Origin of the sequence: Bradyrhizobium sp. CCGE-LA001, from assembly GCF_000296215.2 — a bacterium.
Lineage (GTDB): Bacteria > Pseudomonadota > Alphaproteobacteria > Rhizobiales > Xanthobacteraceae > Bradyrhizobium.
In genome coordinates this window covers 4,014,466-4,037,621 of the sequence record NZ_CP013949.1, presented here as the reverse complement: position 1 = coordinate 4,037,621, position 23,156 = coordinate 4,014,466, and the positions used below count along the sequence as shown (strand labels likewise).

Sequence of the window (23,156 nt, the reverse complement as noted above, 5' to 3'; positions counted from 1 at the left end):
AACAGGTAGTGCAGCACCTGCGAGAGTTTGATCCCGCCGCATACGATCATGGCCCACAACGCCATGCTGATCTGGATGGCATCCAGCATGTCCCACATCCCCGCGAATCATCCCGACGTTTTTCTTTGAGACTTGCGTGGGGCGACACCGAGCGCCAGCGCTAATTCGAAGCCATCGCGGGCGCCAAACGAAAGAGGCGGGCCTGAGCCCGCCTCCGTTTCAAATCCGATTTGGCAAGCTCAGTAGCACGCGCGCGGATCGGCCTGCACATATTGACCGTTGGGATAGCGGTAATAGCAAACGCCCTGAGCCAGATAGTAGCCCGGCTGCGAGGCGGCCGTGGCGCCGGCAATCGCCCCCGTCGCTCCGCCGAGGACCGCGCCTGCGGCGGCTCCCGTCGCGTTACCCGAGAGCAGCCCGCCCAGCACGCCACCGACAATGGCGCCACCGAGCGCGCTTGCACCGGGATCGGCCGGCGGCGGCGGCGGAGGCGCGTAGGCCACCGGAGGCGGCGCCGGGGCATAGGCCACCGGCACGTCGTCGTAATACTCCTCCGAGATATAGGCCGGCGGACCTGCCATGCGCTGCGGATAATAATACCAGACGCCGCCGACATCCCACCACCAGCCGGAGCGGCCGTTGCGGACCTCGTGGCGCCAGCGGCCGCCATCCCAAGAGCGGTTGCCGCGATAGGCGTGGCCGCCCCAGTCGCGCTCCCGCACAGCCCCGCGGGCGTAATGGCGTCCAGGCGGTGGGCCGCCCGCGTTGTGCGGACCGCGACCGCCGGCATGAGGCTGTGCACCGGGCTGCGGCGCGGGCCGAGCCGCCTGCTGCGGCGGCCGATCCTTGCGCATGTTCTGATTGTTTGGGGGCGGCGCGGCAGCGGCTGGGCCGGCCGGCGGTTGGCCGGCTTCCCTCGGCGGTCTGGCCTCCTGCGCCTGCGCGGACAGCGCGAGCAGCGACATGGCCGAAACCAAGGGAATGAAGATCTTCATATGTTTGGAAGCACTCATGCGTGCTCGCCCCCTACTCTTTGACCGCCGTGATTTCCGAGCGCATAGACGATTCGTCTCGCGCCGGGCTGATGCCGGCTGATATAACTGACCTGCTTGATGGGCTAAGTCCCGTTACAAATGATTAAGATCACGGCAATTTTCGGCTCGACCGGTCGGGCCGGATCGCTTCTAGCGGGCCGGCTCGATCACGTTGCAATTTGTCCGCCCGGACATCAGGCAGTCCTGCATCTTGCTGGCCGAGGTCAGGTCGCGGGCAAGCCACCAGCCGATGCCGAGGATCAGAAGCGCGATGATCAGGCCGGCGACCGCGCCGCGGCGATTATCGCCGGATGGGGTCTTTCGAGAGGGTTTGGGCTTGAGGCCCGGCTCGGGCTTGGACTCGGGCTTGGACATGACTACCTGGTCGTCGGGTCGGACGCCTTTACCACCTCTGCGGCGTGGCGTCACATCCCGATCGCCGGGCCGGGTTCAGCCGCGGGTCGGGCGGATTGCATCCTTGCGCGAGGTCTCGACCGCCGGGGTCGCTCGCGGCGCGCAGGTTGTCAGCACGAAGGCGGTCTGGGTGCACTCCCAATCGGCACCCAGAACGGCACTGTCGACGGGTTGCGGACGTGCGAACAGGAGCGTGGCACCGACCAGCGCCGCCACCACCAGCGTGAGCGCCAGCGCCTTGAGGCTTAGTCTTGAGATGGTCATGCCCGTGCTCCGTCTCGTCGTCGGGCGGACGCTAGGCGCCGCTCCGCGTGCTCCCTTATGAGGGACATCACAATTCGGCAGTTTTTTCGGGCTACGAGAGATCGTCGGGAGGCGATTTTTCGTTGACCTGATCGGCTGCGATTATGGGTGGCGTCGCGACGCGCGCCGATGTACAGGCTTCTACGTCGCGTGGCGCCTGCTATGCCCAGCCGACGTACCAACTGCCAGTGATGTAGGATCGAAAGCGAGGAAGACAAGGCTCGTCGATGAGTGGATTCAGGGAACCCGGGTTTGCAGACCGGCAAAAGGCGGCACAAGACGCCCGCAAAAATCTTTTGAACAAGTTCAAGTCGCAGCCGGGTCCTGATGATCCCGCAGTTGCGGCGAAGCGTGCCGAACGCGAGGCCCTTGCGGCCAAGCGCGCCGAAGCCAAGGCCGCGCGCGAAGCCGAGAAGGTCGAGCAGAAGCGCCTTGAGGACGAGGCCAAGGCCGCCGAGGCCGCACGGATTGCACGCGAAGCCGAGGAAGCCGCAGAACGACAGGCTGCGCTCGAAGCCGAGCAAAAGGCCAAGCGCGACGCCCGTTATGCGGCCCGCAAGTCCAAGCGCAAGTAACGCTCGAAATTTACGTTCAATTGAAATTGAACTGAAGTGCCATTCCGGGGCCGTCCATGGGACCGCGCCCGGAATTCGAGATCGCGCGCCCGGTCGAGAGCCGGCATGGCGCGACGCGGACGGAAAATCAGTTCTTCTTCATCATGCCGTCGTCTTTCTTCATCCCGTCCTTCGACATGTGATCCTTCTTCATGCCGTCGTCCTTGGACATGGTGTCCTTCTTCATGGCGTCCTTGGACATCGTGTCTTTCTTCATCATGCCGCCGTCCTTGCCCATCTTGTCCTGAGCAAAAGCGGCCGGCGACAGCGCGAGGCCAAGCGACAGAGCGGCAGCGGAAACGCCGAACACGATGCGGGTGCGAATGGTCATGAGCAGTCTTCCCTTCGAGATGGTGTTGTCAGCGACGGATGCCGCTATCCTGTTTCGACGGATGGGCGCACGGCGGTGTTACGCGCTCCGCTGAGAAATTTCGCCGGAGCCATGCGGATCGGAAGTGTGCAGCGCAGCACGTCCGGCACTTGCCGGAGCATTCGGTCTCGCACTATCAGATGAGAGATCATCGGGTGAAAGACCGGCAGATGGGCCTACGCACCGGTCTCGACAGCCCAGACCCAAATCGCGCCAAACAAGAACCAATCCAAAGTACCGCCCAAGGGGATCACACCATGCTCACGCGCCGCCACCTGCTCGCGACCGCCGTCGCCGCGCCCGCCATTCTCCGCCTCGGCACCGGTACCGCGCAGGCCGCCACCACGCTGAAGATCTCGCACCAATTCCCGGGCGGCACCATCGACAAGGGCGACTTCCGCGACCGGCTCTGCCGCATGTTCGCTGCAGAGATTGCCAAGCGCAGCAACGGCGACATCGCTGCCGAGATCTATCCGAACTCCTCTCTGATCAAGACCAACGCGCAGTTCTCCGCGATGCGCAAAGGCGCGCTCGACATCAGCCTCTATCCGATGCCCTATGCCGGCGGCGAAGTGCCGGAAACCAATATCGGCCTGATGCCGGGTCTGGTAACCACCTACGACCAGGGCCTGCGCTGGAAGAAGGAGCCGGTCGGCAAGGCGCTGACCGACTTCCTCGCCGACAAGGGCATCATCCTGCTCACCTGGGTCTGGCAGGCCGGCGGCGTCGCCAGCCGGTCCAAGCCGATCGTCGCGCCTGAGGACGCCAAGGGCCTGAAGGTGCGCGGCGGCTCGCGCGAGATGGACATGGTGCTCCAGACCGCCGGCGCCTCGGTGCTGTCGGTGCCCTCGAACGAAATCTACGCTGCGATGCAGACCGGCGCCTGCGATGCCGGCATCACCTCCTCGACCAGCCTGATCTCGTTCCGCCTCGAAGAGGTCGCGAAGTCGCTGACATCAGGGGCCGGCGCCTCATATTGGTTCATGCTCGAGCCGCTGATGATGTCGAAAGCGATCTTCGACAAGCTGCCGAAGAACCATCAGGACATCCTGCTCGCAGTCGGCACCGAGCTCGAGTCCTTCGGCCGCAAGGGCGCGCAGGACGACGACGTCGAGGTCGCCAAGGTCTACGAGAAGGCTGGCGCCAAGGTCTCGGCGCTCGACGCTGCGACCGTCGGCAAGTGGCGCGACATCGCCCGCGACACGGCCTGGAAGGACTACGCCGCCAAGACCGCGACCGCTGCGAACCTGCTCAAGCTCGCCACCGACGTCGCCGCATGAGTCACGGTCCGCTTCCGGATCGTGATGACCAGGCGAACGCTGCCGCAAGCACCGGCCTTGCGGCGGCGATCGATCGCGGTCTCGCCATCCTCAACAGCATCATCGTCGTGTTCGCGGCGATCGCACTGGTCGCAGCCTGTGCGATTCTGAGCTACAGCGTGCTCAGCCGCGCGCTGTACAAGGCGGCGAACTACTGGCAGGACGAGGCCGCCGTGTTCCTGCTGGTCGGCGCGACCTTCATGACGGCAGCCTATGTGCAGCAGCACCGCGGGCACATCGGCATCGAGGCCTTCGTCGGCCTGCTCTCGCCGCTCGCGAACAGGGTCCGGCTCTGGCTGGTCGATGCCGCCACCTTCCTGTTCTGCGCCTTCTTCACCTGGAAATCCTGGACGCTGGCGCACGAAGCCTATGTCGACGGCCAGGTCTCCAACTCGATGTGGTCGCCGCCGCTCGCCATTCCCTACACCCTGATGGCGCTCGGGATGAGCCTGCTCTGCATCCAGATCCTCGTGCAGCTTGCGCTGCCTTTCGCCGGAGCCAAGCGGCCATGAGCGTTTTCGGTATCGGTCTCTCTTACGGGATCGCGACGCTGCTCGTGATGTTTTCGGGCATGCCGATTGCGTTCGCACTCGGCGCGGTCGCGGTCGTCTTCATGGCCATCTACATGCCCACCGCGTCGCTCGATACGGTCACGCAGAATGTCTACGAGGAAATGGCCTCGATCACGCTGTTGTCGATCCCGCTGTTCATTTTGAAGGGCGCTGCGATCGGCAAGTCGCGCGCCGGCCAGGATCTCTATTCGGCGCTGCATGCCTGGCTGCATCGCGTGCCCGGTGGCCTCGGCGTTGCCAACGTGTTCGCCTGCGCGCTGTTTGCGGCGATGGCGGGGTCTTCGCCCGCAACCTGCTCGGCGATCGGCTCGGCCGGCATCCCCGAGATGCGCAAGCGCGGCTACTCCGGCGGCTTCGCCGCCGGCATCATCGCAGCGGGCGGCACGCTCGGCATCCTGCTGCCGCCCTCGATCACCATGATCCTGTTTGCTGTCGCGGCCGAAAAGTCACTCGGGCGGCTGTTCCTCGCCGGCATCGGGCCCGGCCTGCTGCTTGTCTTCCTGTTCGGCGCCTATGCCGTCATCCGCTTCCGTCAGGAATATGCCGCCGCCGAACTGGCCTACAAGAACGGCGGACCGGAGGCGCCTATCCTGCATCGCGACGAGTACACGCTCGCCGAACGCTTCAGCGTGCTGCCGCGCGTGATCCCGTTCGTGCTGCTGCTCACCGGTGTCATGGTCGCGCTCTATGGCGGCTACGCCACGCCGTCGGAGACCGCCGGCCTCGGCGGCCTGCTCGCGCTGGCGCTGATCGCGGCGATCTACAGCGTGTGGCGGCCCAGCGACCTCGCCCCGATCATAAGGTCGACGATCCGGGAATCGACCATGCTGATGATGATCATCGGCATGTCGCTGCTCTATTCCTACGTGATGAGCTATCTGCACATCTCGCAATCGGTCGCCGAAGCCATCGTCGCGATGCACCTGCCGCGCTGGGAGCTGCTGTTTGCGATCCTCGTCATGGTCGTCGTGCTCGGCTTCTTCCTGCCGCCGGTCTCGATCATCCTGATGACGGCGCCGATCATCCTGCCGCCGCTCCGCGCCGCCAATTTCGACATCATCTGGTTCGGCGTGGTCATGACCATCGTGATGGAGATGGGGCTGATCCATCCGCCGGTCGGCCTCAACATCTTCGTCATCCGCAACGTCGCGCCGGATATCCCCTTGCGCGAGGTGATCTGGGGTACCCTGCCCTTCGTGCTGCTGATGATGCTGGCGGTGCTGCTGCTGTGCCTGGTGCCGGGGATCTCGACTTGGCTGCCGGACCTCGTGATGGGGCCGGACGGGAGCAGGTAGAGGCACTCGCAGTTGCCGTGGGGTGGGTTAGCCGAAGGCGTAACCCACCTTCTTTTGTCGCTGAAAAGAACAGTGGTGGGTTACGCCAAGCAGACGCGCTTCGCGCATCTCCTCGGCCAAACCACCCTAGCTACGAAGTTGCCCGCTTCCTCTTCGCATTCAGCGCGGACGCCACGCGGCTCACGGGCGGCTTGCCCAAAACGCCGCTCATCTCGTTGGTGGCCGCCAGCAGCTTATCCATGTCGACGCCGGTCCTGATGCCCATGCCTTCGAGCATGTAGACGACGTCTTCGGTCGCGACATTGCCGGTCGCGCCCGGTGCATAGGGACAGCCGCCGAGGCCGCCGGCGGCCGCGTCGATGACGCGCACGCCCTCCTCCATCCCTGCATAGAGATTGGAGAGCGCCTGGCCGTAGGTGTCATGGAAATGCATCGCAAGCTTGGCTGCGGGAATGTTGGCGCTGACCGCGCGTAGCATCTCCTTCGCCTTGGCAGGTGTGCCGACCCCAATGGTATCGCCGAGGGAGATCTCGTAGCAGCCGAGCCCGAACAGCGTATCCGCGAGATCGGCCACCGCCTTCGGCTTGATCTCGCCGTCGAAGGGGCAGCCGAGCACGCAGGAGATATATCCGCGCACTGGAATGCCGTCGGCTTTGGCGCGCGCCAGCACCGGCTTGAACCGCTCGATGGATTCCGCGACCGTGCAGTTGATGTTCGCCCGCGAAAAGCCTTCGGAAGCGGCGGCAAACACCGAGACGACTTTCGCGCCCGCTGCGCGCGCGGCGTCGTAGCCCTTTTCGTTCGGCACCAGCACGTGGAATTCGGCGTTGGTCACGTGGCTGACGCCACGCAGCACGGCATCCGAGCTGGCCATCTGCGGGATCGCCTTGGGCGAGACGAACGCGCCGACCTCGACGGTGTTAAGGCCAGCCGCGACCAGCGCCTCGATGAAGGCGATGCGGGCCTCGACGCTGACCGGCGTCTTCTCGTTCTGAAGGCCGTCGCGCGGCCCCATTTCGATGATGCGGACGGAATCGCTCATGTCACTCTCCGGACGGCTCGACCACGGCGAGCTCGATACCTTCCTGCACGATGTCGCCGACCTTGCACCTGACGGATTTCAGCACGCCTGCATAGGGCGCGCGCAGCGTCTGCTCCATCTTCATGACTTCCAGGGTGAGAATTGGCGCGCCCTTCTCAAGCTTGGCGCCCTCCTCGGCCAGCACGGCGACGACGGTGCCCGGCAAGGGCGCCGCGATCTTGTCCTCGCCGGTCTGCTCCTCGCTCTCACCGCCGAACGGATCGACCCAGTGCAGCTCGAAGCGGCTGTTGCGCGTGCGCAAATACAGCTCATGACCGTCGATCACCGCCGCGACGGACGATTTGACGCCGTCCAGCGTCAGGTCGAAGCCGGCTTCCTTCTCTGAAAACGTGAAGGCGAGTTCGCGCTCGCCGATCACCAGCGTGGAGGGACCGCTGCCGTAGTTCAGCGCGATCTTCTGCTCGGCCCCGTGCCCGACCCGGAACGCAAAGCTGCGCTGACGGCGCCCGACCGGCTGCCATCCGAAGGTCTGCCAGGGCGAGTTCGCCTGGCTACGCGCCGCCTGCTGCTCCGCGTTGATGATTGCGGCGACCGCGGCACAGAGCTCGAGCTCTCCAGGCGCCGGCGAGGCGGAGGTCAGCACCGCCAGCTCGCGCTCGATGAAGCCGGTGTCGATCGCGTTGGTCCGCACCTTCGGATGCGTCATCAGCGCCGACAGGAACGGGATGTTGGTGACGATCCCGCGAACGTCGGACTCCTCCAGCCCGCGGTTCAGCCGCTCGATCGCGACATCCCGCGTCGGCGCCCACGCGATCATTTTTGCCAGCATCGCGTCATAATACGGCGAGACCGTATCCCCCTCGCGATAGCCGGCGTCGATGCGCAAGCCACCCGCCTCCGCCGGCAGCTGCCAGGTCGAAATTTTCCCAACCGACGGCATGAAATTCTTGGTCGGGTTCTCGGCATAGACGCGCGCCTCGACGGCGTGGCCGTCGAGCTTGATCTCGTCCTGCTTCAACGGCAGCGCCTCGCCGAAGGCGACGCGCAGCTGCCATTCGACCAGGTCGATGCCTGTGATCAGCTCGGTCACGGGATGCTCGACCTGGAGGCGCGTGTTCATCTCGATGAAGAACACGTCCTTGCCGTCGGAGACGAACTCGATGGTGCCGGCGCCGACATAGTTCACCGCGCCCGCCGCCTTGCGCGCGGCGGCACAGACGGTCTCGCGCTGGGCCGCGTTGAGCGTCGGCGACGGCGCTTCCTCGATCACCTTCTGGTGCCGGCGCTGCAGCGTGCATTCGCGCTCGAACAGCGAAAGCAGATTGCCGTGGCTGTCGCCGATGATCTGCACCTCGATATGCCTGGGATTGTCGACATATTTCTCGATCAACATGCGGTCGTCGCCAAACGCAGCCTTGGCCTCGCGCTTGGCGCTGACGATCGCGGCCGCAAGCTCGTCCGCCGAGCGCACGATACGCATGCCGCGCCCGCCGCCGCCAGCGGAGGCCTTGACCAGGATCGGGAAGCCGATCTTGTCCGCGGCTTTCGAGAGCGTCGTCTCGTCCTGGGCCTCGCCGTGATAGCCAGGCACCAGCGGCACGCCGGCCTTCTCCATCAGCGCCTTCGAGCCGGACTTCGAGCCCATCGCAGTCATCATCTCGGCGGTCGGGCCGACGAAGACCAGCCCTGCTTCAAAGCAGGCCTGCGCGAACTCGGCATTCTCCGACAGGAAGCCGTAGCCGGGATGCACGGCCTCCGCCCCCGTCTTCCGCGCAGCCTCGATCAGCCGCTCGATGTTGAGATAGCTGTCGCGCGCCCGCGCGGGCCCGAGCAGCACGGCTTCATCCGCCAGCGCGACATGCATCGCATCGCGGTCGGCCTCGGAATAGACCGCGACCGTGCGCAGCCCCATGGCGCGCGCGGTGCGGATGACGCGGCAGGCGATCTCGCCGCGGTTGGCGATCAGGAGCGTGCGGAAACGCCGGTAGAGCTTTGAGCGGTCCATCGCATCACATCCTGAACAGGCCGAATTTCGTCGGTTCGATCGGCGCATTCGACGCCGCCGAGAGGCCGAGGCCGAGCACGAGGCGCGTGTCGGCGGGGTCGATCACGCCGTCGTCCCAGAGACGCGCGGTGGCGTAATATGGATGCCCCTGGCTCTCATATTGCGCGCGGATCGGCTCGCGGAATTTGTCTTCGTCTTCCCTGGACCAGCTATCGCCCTTGGCTTCGATATTGTCTCGGCGGACCTGGCTCAACACCATCGAGGCCTGCTCGCCGCCCATCACGGAGATGCGCGCATTCGGCCACATCCAGAGGAAGCGCGGTGAATAAGCACGACCGCACATGCCGTAATTGCCTGCGCCGTAGGAGCCGCCGATCACGACGGTGAATTTCGGCACCGAGGCGGTCGCGACCGCCGTCACCAGCTTGGCGCCGTCGCGCGCGATGCCGCCGGCCTCGTATTTCTTGCCGACCATGAATCCGGTGATGTTCTGCAGGAACACCAGGGGAATGCCGCGCTGGCAGCACAGCTCGATGAAATGCGCGCCCTTCAGCGAGCTCTCGCTGAAAAGAATGCCGTTGTTGGCGATGATGCCGACCGGATAGCCCCAGATATGGGCGAAGCCGCACACCAGCGTCGTGCCGTAGAGCTTCTTGAACTCGTCGAATTCCGAGCCGTCGACGATGCGCGCGATGATGTCGCGCACGTCGAATGGCTTGCGGCCGTCGACGGGCACCACGCCATAGATCTCCTCCGCGGCAAACAGCGGATCGCGCGGCTTGTGCATGTTGAGGTTCGGCCGCACCGGCGGCTTCAGCGTGCCGACGATGCGCCGGGCGATGCCGATCGCATGCGCATCGTTCTGGGCGTAATGATCGGTCACGCCTGATTGCCGCGAATGCACGTCGGCGCCGCCGAGCTCCTCCGCGGTGACGACTTCGCCGGTCGCCGCCTTCACCAGCGGCGGACCGCCGAGGAAGATGGTGCCCTGGTTGCGCACGATGATGCTCTCGTCCGACATCGCGGGCACATAGGCGCCGCCGGCGGTGCAGGAGCCCATCACGATCGCGATCTGGGGAATGCCTTGGGAGGACATCTGCGCCTGGTTGTAGAAGATGCGGCCGAAATGCCGCTCGTCCGGAAAGATCTCGTCCTGCAGCGGCAGGAAGGCGCCGCCGGAATCGACCATGTAGACGCAGGGCAGATTGTTCTGCCGTGCGATGTCCTGCGCGCGCAGATGCTTCTTCACGGTCATGGGATAGTACGTGCCGCCCTTGATCGTGGCGTCATTGGCGACGATCACGCATTCGCGGCCCGCGACACGCCCCACCCCCGTGACGACGCTCGCCGAATGCACGTCGCCGCCATAGAGGCCATAGGCCGCGAGCGGCGACAGCTCGAGGAAAGAAGTGCCGGGATCGACCAGGAGGTCGACGCGCTGGCGCGCCAGCATCTTGCCGCGCGCGGTGTGGCGGTTGCGCGAGGCCTCGCCGCCGCCGCCGGCGACCTGACTGAGTTTTTCGCGCAAGTCCGCGACTAGCCCGCGCATGGCCTCGGAATTGCGCCCGAAATCGGATGACGACGGATCGATGCTGGAATGGAGCGGCATGATGATTCCAATGAAGATGAACGTATCAGGCCGTCTCGGCCATCAGCTCGCGGCCGATCAGCATGCGGCGAACCTCCGAGGTGCCGGCGCCGATCTCGTAGAGTTTGGCGTCACGCCAGAGACGCCCCACAGGGAATTCGCTGGTGTAGCCGACCCCGCCGAGCGCCTGGATCGCCTCGCCCGCCATCCACGTCGCCTTCTCCGCGGAATAAAGGATCGCAGCCGCCGCATCCTTGCGCAAGCTGCGGGCATGGTCAGCCCGGTCGCAGGCGCGCCCCACCGCATAGACATAGGCGCGCGTGGCCTGCCAGGTCGAATACATGTCGGCAAGCTTGCCCTGCATCAGCTGGAAATCGCCGATCGGCTGGCCAAACTGCTTGCGTTCGTGCATGTAGGGCACCACCGCGTCCATGCACGCCGCCATGATCCCGAGCGGACCGCCCGAGAGCACCGCGCGCTCATAGTCGAGGCCGGACATCAGCACCTTGACGCCCTCGCCTACATTGCCGAGCACGTTCTCCTCAGGCACCTCGCACTCGTCGAAGAACAAGGGATAGGTGTTGGAGCCGCGCATGCCGAGCTTGTCGAGGTGCTGGCCGTGGGTGAATCCCTTGAAGCCCTTCTCGATCAGGAAGGCCGTCATGCCGCGCGGCCCGGCCTCCGGATCGGTCTTGGCGTAGACCACGAGCACGTCGGCATCGCCGCCATTGGTGATCCACATCTTCGAGCCGTTGAGCACGTAGCGGTCGCCGCGCTTGTCGGCGCGCAGCTTCATCGAGACCACGTCGGAGCCGGCCCCGGGCTCGGACATCGCGAGCGCGCCGACATATTCGCCCGAGATCAGCTTGGGCAGATAGCGCTGGCGCTGCGCGTCGTTGCCGTTGCGGCGGATCTGATTGACGCAAAGGTTGGAATGGGCGCCGTAGGACAGTCCCACGGCCGCGGAGCCGCGCGAAATCTCCTCCATGGCGACGATATGGGCGAGGTAGCCCATGTTGGAGCCGCCATATTGCTCCGGCGCAGTCATGCCGAGCAGGCCGAGGTCGCCAAAGCGCTTCCAGAGGTCCGCGGGGAACAGGTTGGCCTTCTCGATGTCGGCCGCGCGCGGGGTGATCTCCGCCTCAACGAAGGCGCGAAGCGTGTCGCGCAGCATGCCGACCTCTTCGCCCAGATCGAAATCGATGCTCGGGATATTCAAGGCGATTCCTCCGTATTTTGCCCTCCGAACCTAGCGGTATCGCAGCCCTCTGGCGGTCGAAAAGGTTGCATTTTCCGCCAAACTTGGCGAGGGTTTTCCCGAGGAATTCCGATGCCTTTTCAAGCCACCACCGCAACCTCGCGCCGCGCCGTGACCCCCGCCGCCTTCGTCCGCGGCGTGATCGCCGCTTACGAGCGCTACGGCCGCGATCCCGCGGAGGCGCTGGGCCGCGGTCAGGTAGCCCCCGACCTTGTCAATTCTCCGGACGGGCGGGTCACGGCGGCCCAGTTCGAGGCCCTGGCCGGCCACGCCATGCGCGAGCTCGACGACGAGGCGCTCGGCTGGTTCTCGCGGCGGCTGGCATGGGGCACCTACGGCATGCTGTGCCGTGCCTCGATCACGGCGCCGACACTGGAGGTCGCGCTCAAGCGCTGGTGCCGGCATCACCGCCTGATCACCGAGGACGTGCTGCTCGATCTGGAACTGAACGAGGAGACCGCAATCGTCTCGATCCGGGAGCTGCGCGATCTCGGGCCCTTGCGTGAATTCTGCCTCGTCACCCTGCTCCGCTACGTGCTCGGCTTCTCCTGCTGGGCGGTCGATTCCGGGATCGCGCTACGGGCAGCGGAATTCCCTTATTCCGAGCCCGGCCATGTCTCGGTCTATCCGACCATCTTCTGCAAGAACGTGCGCTTCGATGCGGACTGCGCGCGCATCGTCTTCGACAAGCATTATCTCTCGCTACCGCTGACGCGCAGCCCGAGCGATCTCGACAACATGCTCAAGGGCGCGCTGCGGCTGACGGTGCTGCCCTATCGGCGCGACCGGTTGCTGATCGAGCGCGTCCGCCGCGTGCTTCGCCGTGCGCGCGGACGCAGTCTCGGCGCCGAGGACGTTGCCAGCGAGCTGGCGCTCTCCACCCGCACCATGCATCGGCGTCTCCGCGAGGAGGCCACCTCGCTGCGCGATCTCAAAGAAGAGGCGAAGTTCGAACTGGCAAAACAGGAGCTTCTGCGCGGCCGCACTCCGATCAAGCGGATCGCGGAAATCGCCGGCTTCCGCAACGAGAAGAGTTTTTCCCGTGCCTTCCGGACCTGGACCGGTGCGAGCCCGCGCGAATTCCGCGGCCGTTATCGCTGAGGCGCCAGCCGTCGCCTGCGCGAGAAAAACGAACGGCCTCCGGGATGAATCCCGAAGGCCGCAACGTCGCGAAACCGATGTCGATTTCAACTTCAGTTCGAGTTGGTCTGACCGCCCGAGCGAAGCTTGGCGCGCGGCTGTGTGTGCTTCGGCTGATAGGCCATCGCGTCGTTTGAGGTCTTCGCGCCGCCGCTCTGCGAGCAGGTGCCGCCGATCCCGCCGGCCGCCGCCCGGCAGGCTTCCATCGTCGGGTAGCCGCAGCCATGAGCGGCCTGGGCGCCGTTGGTGATGCAGTAGTCTTCCGCCTGCGCGGCGGGCGCGGTCATCATGAGAAACGCGGAGGCGAACAGCGTCGCAGCGGATGCGACGAACGTCTTCGAGGTCGAGGTCATGGTGTCTCTTCCAGCTTCAAGGGTCCCACAAAACAGGCCTCAGGATGCGACGCAGGCTGAGGTTCACCCCTTGCATCTAGGCGGGGCGGCTGAACCGACAATCACGTCTTGGCGCATCGCAGGGCTTCCGAAATCACATGTCACAGTTAGGTGAGTGAGTCATGCAAATGATTTGATTAGTTGATATCCCGGTTGTCTCTTTCAGGACCCCTATCCGGCCGACGCCGCGACGGCGACCTCCTGCAACGGCAGCGGCACGTCTTTGGCGACGCCCAGCACGGGGAAGCTGCGAACGTTTTTCACATCAGGCATCGCGGCAAAATGCAGGAGCTGCTGGCGCATGCTCTCGACGCTCGGCGCCACGCATTTGAGGAGATAGTCGGTGTCGCCAGAAATGCGCCAGCACTGCTGGATGCGCGGGATCGCTGATATCGAGCTCTCGAACGCCTCCAGCACCGGCTGAGCCTGGCTGCCGAGCTGGATCGAAACGAACGACACCACCTCATAGCCAAGCAGCCGCTCGTCGATGACGGCGCGCACCGCCCGGATCACGCCCCGGCTGAACAGCGATTTCAGTCGCCGCAGGCAGTTCGGCGCGGACACCCCGACACGCAGCGCCAGCTCGTTGTTGCGAACCCGCCCGTCCTGCTGCAGCTCGGACAATATCTTCAGATCAATGCCGTCGAGCTGGTCACGCCCCGCCATACCCCTATCCTCGCCGTGATCGTGTCATGACGGCAAGCGAAGCACGCAGCGAAATGGCTGCCAAGAGTTCTTCGGTTCAAGCGACTAACCGCTCCCGGCGTCGGCCGTAACCGTCCGAAGGACGGCTCCCGCTCGCCTATGTCCCGGCCATCCCCGTTCTTCACGCTGCCGCCGAAACGCGGATGCCCGGGACAAGCCCGGGCATCACGTACCGATCGAGCTTGCCGAGGATCAATGCGTCCAGGGCTCGCCGCGGCGAAACGAGAAATTATCGGCATAGGCAACCGGGCGGCGGATCGATTCCTGCGGCTCGATCACCTGGTAGGCGATGCCCTTGCGCTCGCAATAGGCGACCGCCTCTTCCTTGCTGTGGAAGCGCAGCGTGATCTGCTGCTTCATGTCTCCGGACGAGGTCCAGCCCATCAGCGGCTCCACCGAACGCGGCTGCTCCGGCTCGTAATCGAGCTGCCATTCCTTCGTCTTGGACCGGCCGGATTGCATCGCGTTCTTGGCGGGTTTGAAAATGCGTGCGGTCATGGATGGTCCGGGCCTCTTCGTCTTTTTCGTTCGATTCCGATGCGTCACGGTGGCAGTTGGTGGAAACTGCAGCATAGTATAGAGACACCGTTCGGGACATGCGCGGTGATTCCGGCTCCCGGGGTGCCTTGCCTATGGGTATAGTCATTATGCTGCACCGTGACAATTGCGTACCTGCCTTCCGCGCCGGGATCCCGTCCGACGGCCCGGCCTCACCGATATCAGCGCTTCCGTCCTCTCCGAGAGCTCCCGACGCATGGCCTTCCTGAACGTCAGCGCAACGCTTCCCGACAAGGGTCGCGACCTTCGGCTCGACCTATTTCGCGGCGTTGCGAACTGGGCGATCTTCCTCGACCACATCCCCGACAACGTGGTGAATTGGATCACGACGCGCAATTACGGCTTCTCCGACGCGGCCGATCTGTTCGTCTTCATCTCAGGCTACACGGCATCCTTCGTCTATGCGCGGATGATGCTGGAGCGCGGCTTCATCGTCGGCGCCACCCGGCTCACCAAGCGGGTCTGGCAGCTCTATGTCGCCCACATCATCCTGTTCGTGATCTACATTGCCTCGATCAGCTATCTCGCGCTGCGCTTCGGCGATTCCGAGATGATCAACGAGTTCAACGTCGCCGGCCTCGTCGACAACGCCACCGAGACGCTGCGCCAAGGCCTGTTCCTGCGCTTCAAGCCGCTCAATCTGGACGTGCTGCCGCTCTACATCGTGCTGATGGGACTGTTTCCGCCGGTGCTGTGGTTCATGCTGCGCAAGCCGGACCTGACGATGGCGCTGTCCATCGTGCTGTGGCTCGCAGCCCGCCATTTCGGCTGGAATCTGACGGCCTATCCGGCCGGCCAGTGGTACTTCAACCCCTATTGCTGGCAGGTTCTGTTCGTTTTCGGCGCCTGGTGCGCCATGGGCGGCGCGCGGCGCTCGGCGGCGCTGATCAATGCGCCGGTCACGCTCTACCTCTGCCTCGCCTATCTGGCCTTCGCGCTGGTCATGACCATGGCCGGCCGCTTCCCGACCTTTGGCGGCATGTTCCCGGAGTGGCTGTTCTCGGCCTTCAATCCCAACGACAAGACCAACCTTGCACCTTATCGCTTCATGCACTTCGTCGTGATCGTGATCCTGGTGATCCGTTTCGTGCCCAAGGAATGGCCGGGCCTGGAATGGAAGGTGTTCGATCCGCTGATCGTCTGCGGCCAGCAGTCGCTCGCGGTGTTCTGCGTCGGCGTATTCCTGTCCTTCGTCGGCCATTTCGAGCTGTCGATGAGCTCGGGCTCGCTGCTGGCGCAAATATTCGTCAGCATCGCAGGCATCGCGATCATGACGACCGTGGCCTATTACATCTCGTGGTCGAAGAAGCAGGACAAGCCGCTGAAGCCGCCGCCGGCCAAACCGGCTGCTGCGGCGAAAGCCGGCTGAGACGGGGCGCAGCGATTTCGGCCTGACGACGGTAATGCCGGCTCAGGCCGCCGCTTCGCCGTCGAACTCGGTGAACTTCTTGTAGATCCAGTCGCGCCCGTCGTGGCGGCGCCAGACCCTGCCGTAAACGAGCTGCCCATTGATCGAGCGGCGTGGGACGATCACGGTCCAGAGATGCCAGATTTCGGTCCAGTTCGATTGCGGACCGGATTGTGGACCGGCGGTTGTGAAGTCGCGGTCGAAAGACATGACGCAGAACTCGACTGATACACGCGCCGCGACGAACTGTGACCCTGTGTGAGCACGGATTGCAGGCAGTCCATCGCGAGTTGGTGTCCATCTGATAACGATCACCAGGGCGGCTGCAACCACTGCTCGCGCTTAACCTAACCGATCAACCTTACTTCTCGTGCGCAAGCGGCGAGATTGGTTGAAAGCCGGCCTCGACTTTCCTAGAATGCGTGCGTGATTTGAGAGCGCGCCGTTTTTGGAACGCGCGGTGATTTTGAACCGACACGTATTTTGAAAAGTTTCGACGGGCGGGGCGACCACGATGAACTTGCAATGCGCATCTCTGCGCTTGGCGCTGCGATCGACGACGCCCGACCCGATCGCAAGGACGCCCGCCCATGATCCGCCGAAGGCCGCCAACGACAACCAGACGGCCTGGCCATTGGTGCCGTTTCCGTCCGGCTGGTACGCCGCGAACTGACGGATCAGACCTGAGAAACAACGGCTGAAAAAGCGCAACGCCGCGCAAGCGGAATATCATCGCTTGGCGGCGTCCGTTTAGACATTGGGCGCTGAAATCCCCAATACGGATATGTCTATGGCGACGAACGGAAGGTTCGATGAACCCCGGCGATTCTGTGCCGCCGCGAAGGGCGCAGCGGCTTGAACGTCGCGCTGAGGTCGCCGCCCTGAGCGGCTGAGGTCGCTGCCCTGAGCGTAAGTGCCAAGGCCTCCACAGTGCCTTTTCAGCTCTGATGGCCGCAACCAATCACCGCGCCAGACGTTGCAGCTTTTTCCCAATCAGGGGCATAAGGCGTCCACCGCGTGCGCCCGCTTGCCCCCACTCCATGTGAGGTGGAGCGTGCCGGTGAACATCCGCGAACGAGCCGAGGTGAAGGACGAGCAGGCAGCAGGGCAAGGCGACGGAACGAGCCAGGTCGATGCACCCAAAGCACTTGCCGACAAGACGCTTGCCGACGAGACGCTTGCCGAGCCGCCGGAGACCGGAAGCTCGCTGGTCGCGCTCTGCGGTCTCGGCCTCGCCGTCGTCGCGATGTTTGGCTGGATATGCGCCCTCGCCTGGATCGGCTGGCGCCTCATCAACTGGCTACTGTTCTGAGCCCGCGAGGGTCGGCATCGCCTCAGGACGCCCCGCTGGGGATCCCCGGGACTGGTCGGGGCAGCTGGATTCGAACCAACGACCTGCAGTACCCAAAACTGCCGCGCTACCAGGCTGCGCTATACCCCGAATGTCCTGCGAGCCCCGTCGATACACGCTTCCCAATGCGCCAGCAAGCTTCCTGGAAGCTGCCGGCGACCCCGGAAACGCCCTCGCTTGCCCGGCCTATTTGCTGCCGAACAGCGGATGGCCGACGCGGTCGCCGGGGCGGATGCCGTATTTCTGCGCCGTTCCCGCCACCACCTCCAACACGGCCCGGGCGGGCCCCTTGGACGAGATGATCTTGGTCGACATCGGCTCGGTATTCTCGGCGATGCGCAAGATGCGGCCATCGGCGCGGATGAAGATCATGTCGAGCGAGACGTAGGTGTTCTTCATCCACATCGAGATTTCCTGCTCGGGATTGAAGTCGAACAGCATGCCTTTGCCATCAGGCAGTTCCTTGCGGTACATCAGGCCGGTCTGCTTCTCCTCCTCGGTCGTCGCCATCTCGACCGAGAACACCTGCACGCCGTTTTTGGTGACGATCTCGAGCGGCTGGAAGCTCGCAGCGTAGACAGACCCGGTGGCCGCGGTGACGCCGGCAACGAGGATGGCGACGAGCCACCCCTTCAGAGCGGACCAGACGGCCTTTCGATCAGAATTCATGGGAATACTCGAGGCGTGGGACTGGAGCAGTCCTTACGCGGCGGTCGCCGGAAAAGCCAGAGGCGCCCCGGCCAGCCGGCGCGCCTCTGCTCACGATTGCGGGAACGGACCCGTCTAAATTAGTGCGACTGCAGGCCCGGCGATCCGGTCTCGGGATGGATCTCGGCCGCCATCATGCCCTTGGAGCCAGGCCCGAAGCGGACCAGCACGTATTGCCCGGGCCGCAGCTCCGTCATGCCGAAGCGGCGCAGCGTCTCCATGTGCACGAAGATGTCGGGCGTGCCCTCCCCGCAGGTCAGGAAGCCGAAGCCGCGCAGCCGATTGAACCATTTGACCTGGGCCCGCTCCAGGCCGCTGGTCGGGGTGACCGTGACATGGGTGCGCGGCGGCAGCATCTGCGCCGGATGGATCGCGGTGGACTCGTCCATCGAGACCACGCGGAAGGCCTGATAGCCCTTGGCGCGCTGGATGCACTCGACGACGATACGGGCGCCCTCGTAAGCAGTCTGGAAGCCGTCGCGCCGGAGCACGGTCACGTGCAGGAGCACGTCGGGCCAGCCATTGTCGGGAACGATGAAGCCGTAACCCTTGGAGGCGTCGAACCATTTGATGACGCCGGTCACCTCGACGAGGTTGGCGCTGGTCTCACCGAGACCGGTGAAGGGACTGAGCGCGGTGTCACGGCCCGCGCCACCATGCTCACCCGGCGCCAATCGCCCCGGCGAAGCGCTCTGTCCGGGAACTCCAAGCTTCTTGGACTCAAATCCGTCCGACGACCCCATAACCCCGGACCCCACACTGCCATGCAACCCGCCACATTGGCGGCTCTCGAATCACGCGTCTTAAGAGAATGTTCTCAATTGGACGCGACGCGAATCTTTCGACTCAAAAGATAACACTCCCGGTTGCGAGGCATAGACAAAAAAGAGATTCGCCGGAACCTATGAACAGCTTGCACGGCCGCGAATCAAATTGATGCCTCAATTTCCGACAAAGGGCCCGAGAGTCTCACCGATGTCGTGGCGGATGACGAGATCGGCGATGTCGTCCTGCTCGGTCGGCTCGCGGTTGATGATCACCAGACGTGCACCAGCGTTCTTCGCCATCATCGGAAAGCCCGCCGCCGGCCACACCACCAGCGAGGAACCGATGGCGATGAAGAGATCGCAGGCCTGCGACAACGCGGTCGCGCGCTGCATCTCGTCCTCGGGCATCATCTGGCCGAACGAAATCGTGGCGGTCTTCACCGGCTCATCGCAACTCGTGCAGGTGGGCGCGGCGCCGTCGGCATCGAACCTCTGCTTCACCCAGTCGAGCGAAAAGACCTGCCCGCATCCGATGCATCGCGCATAAGTAGTATTTCCGTGAAGTTCAACCACGTGCTCGGGCGCCAGCCCCGAGGCCTGGTGCAGATTGTCGATGTTCTGGGTGATCACGGCGGGAACCTTGCCGGCGCGGTACAACGAGGCCAGTGCGCGATGACCGCGGCCCGGCTTTGCCGCGGCGAACACCGCCTCCATCGCAAAGCGCCGGCGCCAGGATTCGTCACGCGCCTCCTGGCTCGCCACGAACTCGTCGAACGGGATCGGACGATAGCGCGTCCAAATTCCGCCCGGCGAGCGGAAGTCGGGGATGCCGCATTCGGTCGAGATGCCCGCGCCGGTGAACGGCACGATCCTCTTCGCTTCGGCGATCATGTCGCCGAGCCGTTCGACGCCGCTGCGAAGATCCGATGCAATCACGCGCTGCTCCCGATGTGTTTGCGCTCCCAGGGCGGGCAAGCGGCAAGATTGTTGACGCTCTTATCCACCGTGAAAGAAAAGAGCGAAGACAAACAGAGTAGGCAATTCCTTCCGCCCTTCCCATATCACAATCCTGCAATGCCTCCTCCCCATTGACGCCCCATTCCGAAGCACCAATGGATGCGTTGACGCGACTCAACGTGATTGCGGCGGCAGCGCTTGAGTTCAGGTGCACATACTCAGGTGTAGAGGGGATTTGACATGACCGAAGACGAACAACGCAAAGAGCGCGAACGCGAAGAGATTGCCGCCCGTGTCGCCGCCTTCCGTGCCACCCAGGAAAAATTCAAGCGCGAGCGCGAGGAATATTTCGTGTCGACGCTGGAGAATGCCCGCAAGGTCGAACGTCCTTCGCTCTGGCCGTAGACGCCAATGTCGCGTGCACGAAAAAGCCCGGAGCATCGCTCCGGGCTTTTCGTTTCTCGGTCGCTACCAGTGGCGCCAATGATGGTGCCGGTAGTACGGTCCGCCACCGTAATAGGCGTAGGGGCCCGGCTCGTAATAGCGGGGGCCGCTATAATAGCCGTATCTCGGGCCGTAATAGCCGTACGGCTGCGATGCGGCGACCGCGCCCGCGGTGATCGCGCCGGCGGCCAAACCGAATGCCAGGCCCGGCCCGATGCCGCGACCGCGTGCCTCGGCAGGCGCAGGCGCCGCGACCGCGGTCACGCCGACCGCTGCGACGGTGGCCAGAACTGCCAGTGTCTTCTTCATCATCTTCCTCCTTCGCGCGTCTCGCCGAGATAACGGCGGCCGCCTGCGATGGTTGCGCGCAGCTGGGAACCCGGAGCCACCAAAAAACAGTGAACCCGCGGGAACGATCGCGCGGCGGGCGGATTGACCTTGCAAGTGCGGAAGCCTCCGCCATCCGGTTGGGGCGACAGCACGAAGACCCCGTCAGCATCCTCCGCGGTGCTGGCGGGGTTTTTAGTTTCACGGGAGAAATGGCAGCAGACGCGTGTGGTTGCCAGCGGGGCGGACGTGTTAGGAGGAGAGATTGCCGATATCCGCTTTGCTGGCCCGTATCCGCCGGCTCGTGCCCAAATCCGACGATCAGCACTACGAGGAAATCGTCCGCAACTTTGGTGTCGGCGCGCTGCGCCCGCCGCCGACGCCGATGAGCGACCGCGAATTGGCGCAGGCCATCGCCGAGTTCCTGAGAGAACAGCCGTCGAGCGAATCCGTCGCGGCCTTGGGCCGCAAGCTCGATCCCTCCTCACCGCTTTGAGCAGTTCTGATGTGAGCACGGAACAAGGAGTTCGCGCACACGTTGAGATCGGCCTCAGGAAGGAGAGACCCGATATGCCTGCGTGGCTCGAAGTCCTGCTCAACTTGTCCGGCTATGCCGGCTTTGTCGCCCTCGCCTCGCGCGGCGGCACCTTTACGAACGCGTCTGCTGACGACCGGACCAGCGGCGGGAGAAACTAGCGCGCTTCCTAGTTCGTGCGCGGCGGCTGTCCTGCCGTGCGTACCAGGCGGTCGGCCTTGACCGCCACACGCGTGTCCTCGGCCTGCGGCCGCACCGAAAAGCTGATCAGCACGAAAGCGAGACAAAAGAGCGTGCCGACGACGGCGACGCGCCGATAGGTGTGGCGATCGCCTTGATGAAAGGACGGCTCCGAAAATGGCGTCATGGCAAATTGCTTCTTGGCAAAGGTCGTTTCTTGATTCTCTTGCCAAACACCTATCCCAAGCAGCGGCAAGCGCAACGCCATTGGGCTTTTAACCTAACCGAATAGGGTTATCGGCTTTCGCACAAGCTTTCGTTAGGAGTTGCGCAGCCGGCTCTCGCATCGCGGTGCGCGGCTTCCGACATCGCACGGCTCGCGCCCTCCGTTTTGTTCCAGCTTCGACTCCTTTTCGTTCGCGAAGAACGAATCGGAATCGAAGAAATCGGCGCGGAGCAACTCTTAACAAGCGGTATGCGCGCGCACGGCGAACGTCCGATCACGTGACGCCCATCGCGACGCTACCGACAACCACGTAAGCCTCTCGCGAAAGCTGGCCGCCACGCGCATGTCCCGCATCGATACAGAAGCCCCGGCTTGTTCTGCATCCGACTCCATTCCGTTCGCAAAGAACGAATCGGAGTCGAAAGAATCAGTGAGACGCAAATCCTAACGATCGGTGAAAGCCTGCATCGTCACGTGCTCGGCGCAAGACTCGACGGCAAAATCTTCGGCGGCAAGAACTTCGAGACGACGGCGAACACGATGACGATCTCGCGGCACGGCTCGCAGCGAAAGCTGTTGGGCGCGATCGTCGTCATCGGCTTGGCGCATTGTGGGCATGTCATCCTGCGCGAACGCAGGCGTCCCACGTTCGTTCCAATGATATCGGCAACGCGTTTCGCCCGCCCGATCACGCCGCCCGCTTCGCTTTGCCCTTCTCCGAAAAGCATTCCAGTATCTGGATGCGGAGCTCTTCTGCGGCCGGACCTTCGAGCTTCCTGAGCTCGTTCCAGAGCCTGATCACTTCGCGCTGTTTCTCGACGGTCATGAATCACCTCCCAGAAGAAGATGCCTCACTAGAACAAACCGAGAACAAAAAGTCCAGACCTCTCCCCGAAAAACCCGGGCACGACGCGTTGAACCTTTCCCCTGCTGCGCGGACCCATGGAAAGCTGGGGATTTCAGCGCCCAGTCATACGGCAGCGCCGCCTGACGAACATATTCCGTCATCGCGGCGCTGTTGCTTTTTGGATTTTCAACCTTAAGTGTAGTGCACGGCTGGCGGCCAGGCGCTGAAATCCCAACGCCGCCGGCCGAGAGAGCCCCGTGCGCAAGCGCGGGGTTTTTCTTTGGAGCATGATCCGGAAAAGTGCGCGGTTTTCCGAAAAGATCATGCTCAAACAACGTCTTTAGACCGCGTCCTTGGCCACCTTCAGCGGCGAGGCCTTGACCGACTTGCTGGCGGGCTTGGCGGCGAACTGCATCGGCTCCTTGGTGAAGGGATTGATGCCCATCCGGGCTTCGGTCGCCGGCTTGTTCACGACCGACATCTTCACGAAGCCGGGAATGACGAACTCGCCGGACTCGTTGAGCTCCTTGTAGCCGACCGTGGCCATGTACTCGATCACCGACTTCACGTCGTTCTTCGACAGCTGCGTACCTTCGGCAATTGCATCGATCAATTGGGTCTTCGTCATCTTCGCCATGTTCTGAATTCCTTTGAAGGGATGCGCACGTAAACTCTGTGGGACGCGGGGGAAGACCCGCGGAGGCGCGCTTTGGATTCATGCCAGAGGTCATGAAGTGACCGGGCTTAGAGCCCATCGAGGCCCAAAACGCAAGCAGCGGTTCTCTGGGGTTCCAGAC

General features: G+C 63.9%; 30 protein-coding genes and 1 tRNA gene. 10 read left to right on the top strand and 21 right to left on the bottom strand.

The annotated features are described in order from the left end of the window. Positions 1–239 precede the first annotated feature (239 nt). From BCCGELA001_RS18720 to BCCGELA001_RS18710, 3 genes are all read right to left on the bottom strand, one after another. Complete coding sequence (locus BCCGELA001_RS18720; protein ID WP_060736016.1) at positions 240–1,013, bottom strand: hypothetical protein; 774 nt, start codon at positions 1,011–1,013, stop codon at positions 240–242. Positions 1,014–1,184: 171 nt separating this feature from the next. Next, positions 1,185–1,409 (bottom strand): hypothetical protein, encoded by a 225-nt coding sequence (locus BCCGELA001_RS18715; RefSeq protein ID WP_060736015.1) that lies wholly within the window; start codon positions 1,407–1,409, stop codon positions 1,185–1,187. Positions 1,410–1,484: 75 nt separating this feature from the next. After that, positions 1,485–1,712 carry a hypothetical protein gene (locus BCCGELA001_RS18710; RefSeq protein ID WP_060736014.1) on the bottom strand — a complete coding sequence of 76 codons (228 nt, stop codon included), beginning with the start codon at positions 1,710–1,712 and terminating at the stop codon, positions 1,485–1,487. A 266-nt stretch (positions 1,713–1,978) separates the two neighbouring features. Here BCCGELA001_RS18710 and BCCGELA001_RS18705 point away from each other — a divergent pair, with 266 nt between their 5' ends. After that, on the top strand, positions 1,979–2,326 hold the full coding sequence (locus BCCGELA001_RS18705) for a DUF6481 family protein (protein ID WP_060736013.1): 348 nt from the start codon (positions 1,979–1,981) through the stop codon (positions 2,324–2,326). A 127-nt stretch (positions 2,327–2,453) separates the two neighbouring features. On the opposite strand, the gene BCCGELA001_RS18700 is transcribed toward BCCGELA001_RS18705, so the two are convergent. Beyond that, complete coding sequence (locus BCCGELA001_RS18700; protein WP_008558976.1) at positions 2,454–2,696, bottom strand: pentapeptide MXKDX repeat protein; 243 nt, start codon at positions 2,694–2,696, stop codon at positions 2,454–2,456. 296 nt (positions 2,697–2,992) lie between these two features. On the opposite strand from BCCGELA001_RS18700, the gene BCCGELA001_RS18695 reads away from it, so the two are divergent. Genes BCCGELA001_RS18695 through BCCGELA001_RS18685 form a run of 3 tightly spaced genes read left to right on the top strand, consistent with a single transcriptional unit; the run spans position 2,993 to position 5,921 of the window. Beyond that, on the top strand, positions 2,993–4,015 hold the full coding sequence (locus BCCGELA001_RS18695) for a TRAP transporter substrate-binding protein (RefSeq protein WP_008558974.1): 1,023 nt from the start codon (positions 2,993–2,995) through the stop codon (positions 4,013–4,015). After that, positions 4,012–4,566, top strand: coding sequence for a TRAP transporter small permease (locus tag BCCGELA001_RS18690; protein ID WP_008558972.1), 555 nt, complete (start codon positions 4,012–4,014; stop codon positions 4,564–4,566). The genes BCCGELA001_RS18695 and BCCGELA001_RS18690 overlap by 4 nt, the downstream gene beginning before the upstream one ends. Continuing rightward, positions 4,563–5,921, top strand: a complete 1,359-nt coding sequence (locus BCCGELA001_RS18685) for a TRAP transporter large permease (RefSeq protein ID WP_008558970.1) — start codon at positions 4,563–4,565, stop codon at positions 5,919–5,921. Before BCCGELA001_RS18690 ends, BCCGELA001_RS18685 begins: the two co-directional genes overlap by 4 nt. A gap of 130 nt (positions 5,922–6,051) precedes the next feature. On the opposite strand, the gene BCCGELA001_RS18680 is transcribed toward BCCGELA001_RS18685, so the two are convergent. The 4 genes from BCCGELA001_RS18680 to BCCGELA001_RS18665 are packed head-to-tail and all read right to left on the bottom strand — an operon-like array spanning position 6,052 to position 11,730. After that, entirely contained in the window at positions 6,052–6,963 is a 912-nt protein-coding gene (locus BCCGELA001_RS18680; RefSeq protein ID WP_008558968.1) for a hydroxymethylglutaryl-CoA lyase, read from the bottom strand. Position 6,964: 1 nt separating this feature from the next. After that, a complete protein-coding gene (locus BCCGELA001_RS18675; protein WP_060736012.1) occupies positions 6,965–8,968 on the bottom strand; it encodes an acetyl-CoA carboxylase biotin carboxylase subunit in 2,004 nt (667 codons plus the stop codon). Positions 8,969–8,972: 4 nt separating this feature from the next. Next, positions 8,973–10,577, bottom strand: a complete 1,605-nt coding sequence (locus BCCGELA001_RS18670; RefSeq protein WP_060736011.1) for a carboxyl transferase domain-containing protein — start codon at positions 10,575–10,577, stop codon at positions 8,973–8,975. 25 nt (positions 10,578–10,602) lie between these two features. Then, positions 10,603–11,730, bottom strand: a complete 1,128-nt coding sequence (locus BCCGELA001_RS18665) for an isovaleryl-CoA dehydrogenase (RefSeq protein ID WP_144441733.1) — start codon at positions 11,728–11,730, stop codon at positions 10,603–10,605. Positions 11,731–11,886: 156 nt separating this feature from the next. On the opposite strand from BCCGELA001_RS18665, the gene BCCGELA001_RS18660 reads away from it, so the two are divergent. Then, the gene (locus tag BCCGELA001_RS18660) at positions 11,887–12,915 is read left to right on the top strand and encodes an AraC family transcriptional regulator (protein WP_060736010.1); all 1,029 of its coding nucleotides are present in this window, start codon (positions 11,887–11,889) and stop codon (positions 12,913–12,915) included. Between the two features lie 92 nt (positions 12,916–13,007). Here BCCGELA001_RS18660 and BCCGELA001_RS18655 read toward each other — a convergent pair whose 3' ends face one another. The 3 genes from BCCGELA001_RS18655 to BCCGELA001_RS18645 all read right to left on the bottom strand — a co-directional run bounded on the left by BCCGELA001_RS18655 (position 13,008) and on the right by BCCGELA001_RS18645 (position 14,549). Continuing rightward, a complete protein-coding gene (locus BCCGELA001_RS18655) occupies positions 13,008–13,307 on the bottom strand; it encodes a DUF3551 domain-containing protein (protein ID WP_008558945.1) in 300 nt (99 codons plus the stop codon). 210 nt (positions 13,308–13,517) lie between these two features. Continuing rightward, entirely contained in the window at positions 13,518–14,012 is a 495-nt protein-coding gene (locus tag BCCGELA001_RS18650) for an Lrp/AsnC family transcriptional regulator (protein ID WP_008558942.1), read from the bottom strand. Between the two features lie 231 nt (positions 14,013–14,243). Next, positions 14,244–14,549 carry an ETC complex I subunit gene (locus tag BCCGELA001_RS18645; protein WP_008567648.1) on the bottom strand — a complete coding sequence of 102 codons (306 nt, stop codon included), beginning with the start codon at positions 14,547–14,549 and terminating at the stop codon, positions 14,244–14,246. A 256-nt stretch (positions 14,550–14,805) separates the two neighbouring features. Between BCCGELA001_RS18645 and BCCGELA001_RS18640 the strand changes: the two genes are divergently transcribed. Next, a complete protein-coding gene (locus BCCGELA001_RS18640) occupies positions 14,806–15,978 on the top strand; it encodes an OpgC domain-containing protein (protein ID WP_060736009.1) in 1,173 nt (390 codons plus the stop codon). A gap of 42 nt (positions 15,979–16,020) precedes the next feature. Here the strand turns inward: BCCGELA001_RS18640 and BCCGELA001_RS18635 are convergent, their stop codons facing one another. Continuing rightward, positions 16,021–16,227 (bottom strand): hypothetical protein, encoded by a 207-nt coding sequence (locus tag BCCGELA001_RS18635; protein WP_008558931.1) that lies wholly within the window; start codon positions 16,225–16,227, stop codon positions 16,021–16,023. A gap of 304 nt (positions 16,228–16,531) precedes the next feature. On the opposite strand from BCCGELA001_RS18635, the gene BCCGELA001_RS38390 reads away from it, so the two are divergent. Further along, entirely contained in the window at positions 16,532–16,690 is a 159-nt protein-coding gene (locus BCCGELA001_RS38390; protein WP_193409726.1) for a hypothetical protein, read from the top strand. Positions 16,691–17,077: 387 nt separating this feature from the next. Then, a complete protein-coding gene (locus BCCGELA001_RS18630; protein WP_060737717.1) occupies positions 17,078–17,329 on the top strand; it encodes a hypothetical protein in 252 nt (83 codons plus the stop codon). Between the two features lie 52 nt (positions 17,330–17,381). Here BCCGELA001_RS18630 and BCCGELA001_RS18625 read toward each other — a convergent pair. The 4 genes from BCCGELA001_RS18625 to BCCGELA001_RS18610 form a co-directional block, all read right to left on the bottom strand. Next, a tRNA-Pro gene (locus tag BCCGELA001_RS18625) sits at positions 17,382–17,458 on the bottom strand. A 96-nt stretch (positions 17,459–17,554) separates the two neighbouring features. Then, positions 17,555–18,037, bottom strand: a complete 483-nt coding sequence (locus BCCGELA001_RS18620; protein WP_008558919.1) for a DUF192 domain-containing protein — start codon at positions 18,035–18,037, stop codon at positions 17,555–17,557. A gap of 119 nt (positions 18,038–18,156) precedes the next feature. After that, the gene (locus BCCGELA001_RS18615) at positions 18,157–18,819 is read right to left on the bottom strand and encodes a cold-shock protein (RefSeq protein WP_060736008.1); all 663 of its coding nucleotides are present in this window, start codon (positions 18,817–18,819) and stop codon (positions 18,157–18,159) included. Positions 18,820–19,017: 198 nt separating this feature from the next. After that, positions 19,018–19,779, bottom strand: a complete 762-nt coding sequence (locus BCCGELA001_RS18610) for an SIR2 family NAD-dependent protein deacylase (RefSeq protein ID WP_008558909.1) — start codon at positions 19,777–19,779, stop codon at positions 19,018–19,020. A gap of 261 nt (positions 19,780–20,040) precedes the next feature. On the opposite strand from BCCGELA001_RS18610, the gene BCCGELA001_RS38385 reads away from it, so the two are divergent. Next, positions 20,041–20,205 (top strand): hypothetical protein, encoded by a 165-nt coding sequence (locus BCCGELA001_RS38385; RefSeq protein ID WP_008558907.1) that lies wholly within the window; start codon positions 20,041–20,043, stop codon positions 20,203–20,205. Positions 20,206–20,268: 63 nt separating this feature from the next. On the opposite strand, the gene BCCGELA001_RS18605 is transcribed toward BCCGELA001_RS38385, so the two are convergent. After that, complete coding sequence (locus BCCGELA001_RS18605) at positions 20,269–20,553, bottom strand: hypothetical protein (RefSeq protein WP_060736007.1); 285 nt, start codon at positions 20,551–20,553, stop codon at positions 20,269–20,271. Positions 20,554–20,851: 298 nt separating this feature from the next. Here BCCGELA001_RS18605 and BCCGELA001_RS18600 point away from each other — a divergent pair, with 298 nt between their 5' ends. Beyond that, entirely contained in the window at positions 20,852–21,067 is a 216-nt protein-coding gene (locus BCCGELA001_RS18600) for a hypothetical protein (RefSeq protein WP_008558903.1), read from the top strand. Positions 21,068–21,275: 208 nt separating this feature from the next. Here BCCGELA001_RS18600 and BCCGELA001_RS18595 read toward each other — a convergent pair whose 3' ends face one another. From BCCGELA001_RS18595 to BCCGELA001_RS18590, 4 genes are all read right to left on the bottom strand, one after another. Further along, entirely contained in the window at positions 21,276–21,473 is a 198-nt protein-coding gene (locus BCCGELA001_RS18595) for a hypothetical protein (protein ID WP_060736005.1), read from the bottom strand. 483 nt (positions 21,474–21,956) lie between these two features. Then, complete coding sequence (locus BCCGELA001_RS37975; protein ID WP_158511631.1) at positions 21,957–22,121, bottom strand: hypothetical protein; 165 nt, start codon at positions 22,119–22,121, stop codon at positions 21,957–21,959. A 79-nt stretch (positions 22,122–22,200) separates the two neighbouring features. Then, the gene (locus tag BCCGELA001_RS38380; RefSeq protein ID WP_008558897.1) at positions 22,201–22,338 is read right to left on the bottom strand and encodes a hypothetical protein; all 138 of its coding nucleotides are present in this window, start codon (positions 22,336–22,338) and stop codon (positions 22,201–22,203) included. A 361-nt stretch (positions 22,339–22,699) separates the two neighbouring features. Then, a complete protein-coding gene (locus BCCGELA001_RS18590) occupies positions 22,700–22,996 on the bottom strand; it encodes an HU family DNA-binding protein (protein WP_008558895.1) in 297 nt (98 codons plus the stop codon). Positions 22,997–23,156: the final 160 nt, after the last annotated feature.

Excerpts from the sequence above, each read along its gene's own strand:
- BCCGELA001_RS18720 (WP_060736016.1), bottom strand. The coding sequence starts at position 1,013 with ATGAGTGCTTCCAAACATATGAAGATCTTCATTCCCTTGGTTTCGGCC.
- BCCGELA001_RS18715 (WP_060736015.1), bottom strand. The coding sequence starts at position 1,409 with ATGTCCAAGCCCGAGTCCAAGCCCGAGCCGGGCCTCAAGCCCAAACCC.
- BCCGELA001_RS18710 (WP_060736014.1), bottom strand. The coding sequence starts at position 1,712 with ATGACCATCTCAAGACTAAGCCTCAAGGCGCTGGCGCTCACGCTGGTG.
- BCCGELA001_RS18705 (WP_060736013.1), top strand. The coding sequence starts at position 1,979 with ATGAGTGGATTCAGGGAACCCGGGTTTGCAGACCGGCAAAAGGCGGCA.
- BCCGELA001_RS18700 (WP_008558976.1), bottom strand. The coding sequence starts at position 2,696 with ATGACCATTCGCACCCGCATCGTGTTCGGCGTTTCCGCTGCCGCTCTG.
- BCCGELA001_RS18695 (WP_008558974.1), top strand. The coding sequence starts at position 2,993 with ATGCTCACGCGCCGCCACCTGCTCGCGACCGCCGTCGCCGCGCCCGCC.
- BCCGELA001_RS18690 (WP_008558972.1), top strand. The coding sequence starts at position 4,012 with ATGAGTCACGGTCCGCTTCCGGATCGTGATGACCAGGCGAACGCTGCC.
- BCCGELA001_RS18685 (WP_008558970.1), top strand. The coding sequence starts at position 4,563 with ATGAGCGTTTTCGGTATCGGTCTCTCTTACGGGATCGCGACGCTGCTC.
- BCCGELA001_RS18680 (WP_008558968.1), bottom strand. The coding sequence starts at position 6,963 with ATGAGCGATTCCGTCCGCATCATCGAAATGGGGCCGCGCGACGGCCTT.
- BCCGELA001_RS18675 (WP_060736012.1), bottom strand. The coding sequence starts at position 8,968 with ATGGACCGCTCAAAGCTCTACCGGCGTTTCCGCACGCTCCTGATCGCC.
- BCCGELA001_RS18670 (WP_060736011.1), bottom strand. The coding sequence starts at position 10,577 with ATGCCGCTCCATTCCAGCATCGATCCGTCGTCATCCGATTTCGGGCGC.
- BCCGELA001_RS18665 (WP_144441733.1), bottom strand. The coding sequence starts at position 11,730 with ATGCTGCGCGACACGCTTCGCGCCTTCGTTGAGGCGGAGATCACCCCG.
- BCCGELA001_RS18660 (WP_060736010.1), top strand. The coding sequence starts at position 11,887 with ATGCCTTTTCAAGCCACCACCGCAACCTCGCGCCGCGCCGTGACCCCC.
- BCCGELA001_RS18655 (WP_008558945.1), bottom strand. The coding sequence starts at position 13,307 with ATGACCTCGACCTCGAAGACGTTCGTCGCATCCGCTGCGACGCTGTTC.
- BCCGELA001_RS18650 (WP_008558942.1), bottom strand. The coding sequence starts at position 14,012 with ATGGCGGGGCGTGACCAGCTCGACGGCATTGATCTGAAGATATTGTCC.
- BCCGELA001_RS18645 (WP_008567648.1), bottom strand. The coding sequence starts at position 14,549 with ATGACCGCACGCATTTTCAAACCCGCCAAGAACGCGATGCAATCCGGC.
- BCCGELA001_RS18640 (WP_060736009.1), top strand. The coding sequence starts at position 14,806 with ATGGCCTTCCTGAACGTCAGCGCAACGCTTCCCGACAAGGGTCGCGAC.
- BCCGELA001_RS18635 (WP_008558931.1), bottom strand. The coding sequence starts at position 16,227 with ATGTCTTTCGACCGCGACTTCACAACCGCCGGTCCACAATCCGGTCCG.
- BCCGELA001_RS38390 (WP_193409726.1), top strand. The coding sequence starts at position 16,532 with ATGAACTTGCAATGCGCATCTCTGCGCTTGGCGCTGCGATCGACGACG.
- BCCGELA001_RS18620 (WP_008558919.1), bottom strand. The coding sequence starts at position 18,037 with ATGAATTCTGATCGAAAGGCCGTCTGGTCCGCTCTGAAGGGGTGGCTC.
- BCCGELA001_RS18615 (WP_060736008.1), bottom strand. The coding sequence starts at position 18,819 with ATGGGGTCGTCGGACGGATTTGAGTCCAAGAAGCTTGGAGTTCCCGGA.
- BCCGELA001_RS38385 (WP_008558907.1), top strand. The coding sequence starts at position 20,041 with ATGACCGAAGACGAACAACGCAAAGAGCGCGAACGCGAAGAGATTGCC.
- BCCGELA001_RS18605 (WP_060736007.1), bottom strand. The coding sequence starts at position 20,553 with ATGAAGAAGACACTGGCAGTTCTGGCCACCGTCGCAGCGGTCGGCGTG.
- BCCGELA001_RS18595 (WP_060736005.1), bottom strand. The coding sequence starts at position 21,473 with ATGACGCCATTTTCGGAGCCGTCCTTTCATCAAGGCGATCGCCACACC.
- BCCGELA001_RS37975 (WP_158511631.1), bottom strand. The coding sequence starts at position 22,121 with ATGCGCCAAGCCGATGACGACGATCGCGCCCAACAGCTTTCGCTGCGA.
- BCCGELA001_RS38380 (WP_008558897.1), bottom strand. The coding sequence starts at position 22,338 with ATGACCGTCGAGAAACAGCGCGAAGTGATCAGGCTCTGGAACGAGCTC.
- BCCGELA001_RS18590 (WP_008558895.1), bottom strand. The coding sequence starts at position 22,996 with ATGGCGAAGATGACGAAGACCCAATTGATCGATGCAATTGCCGAAGGT.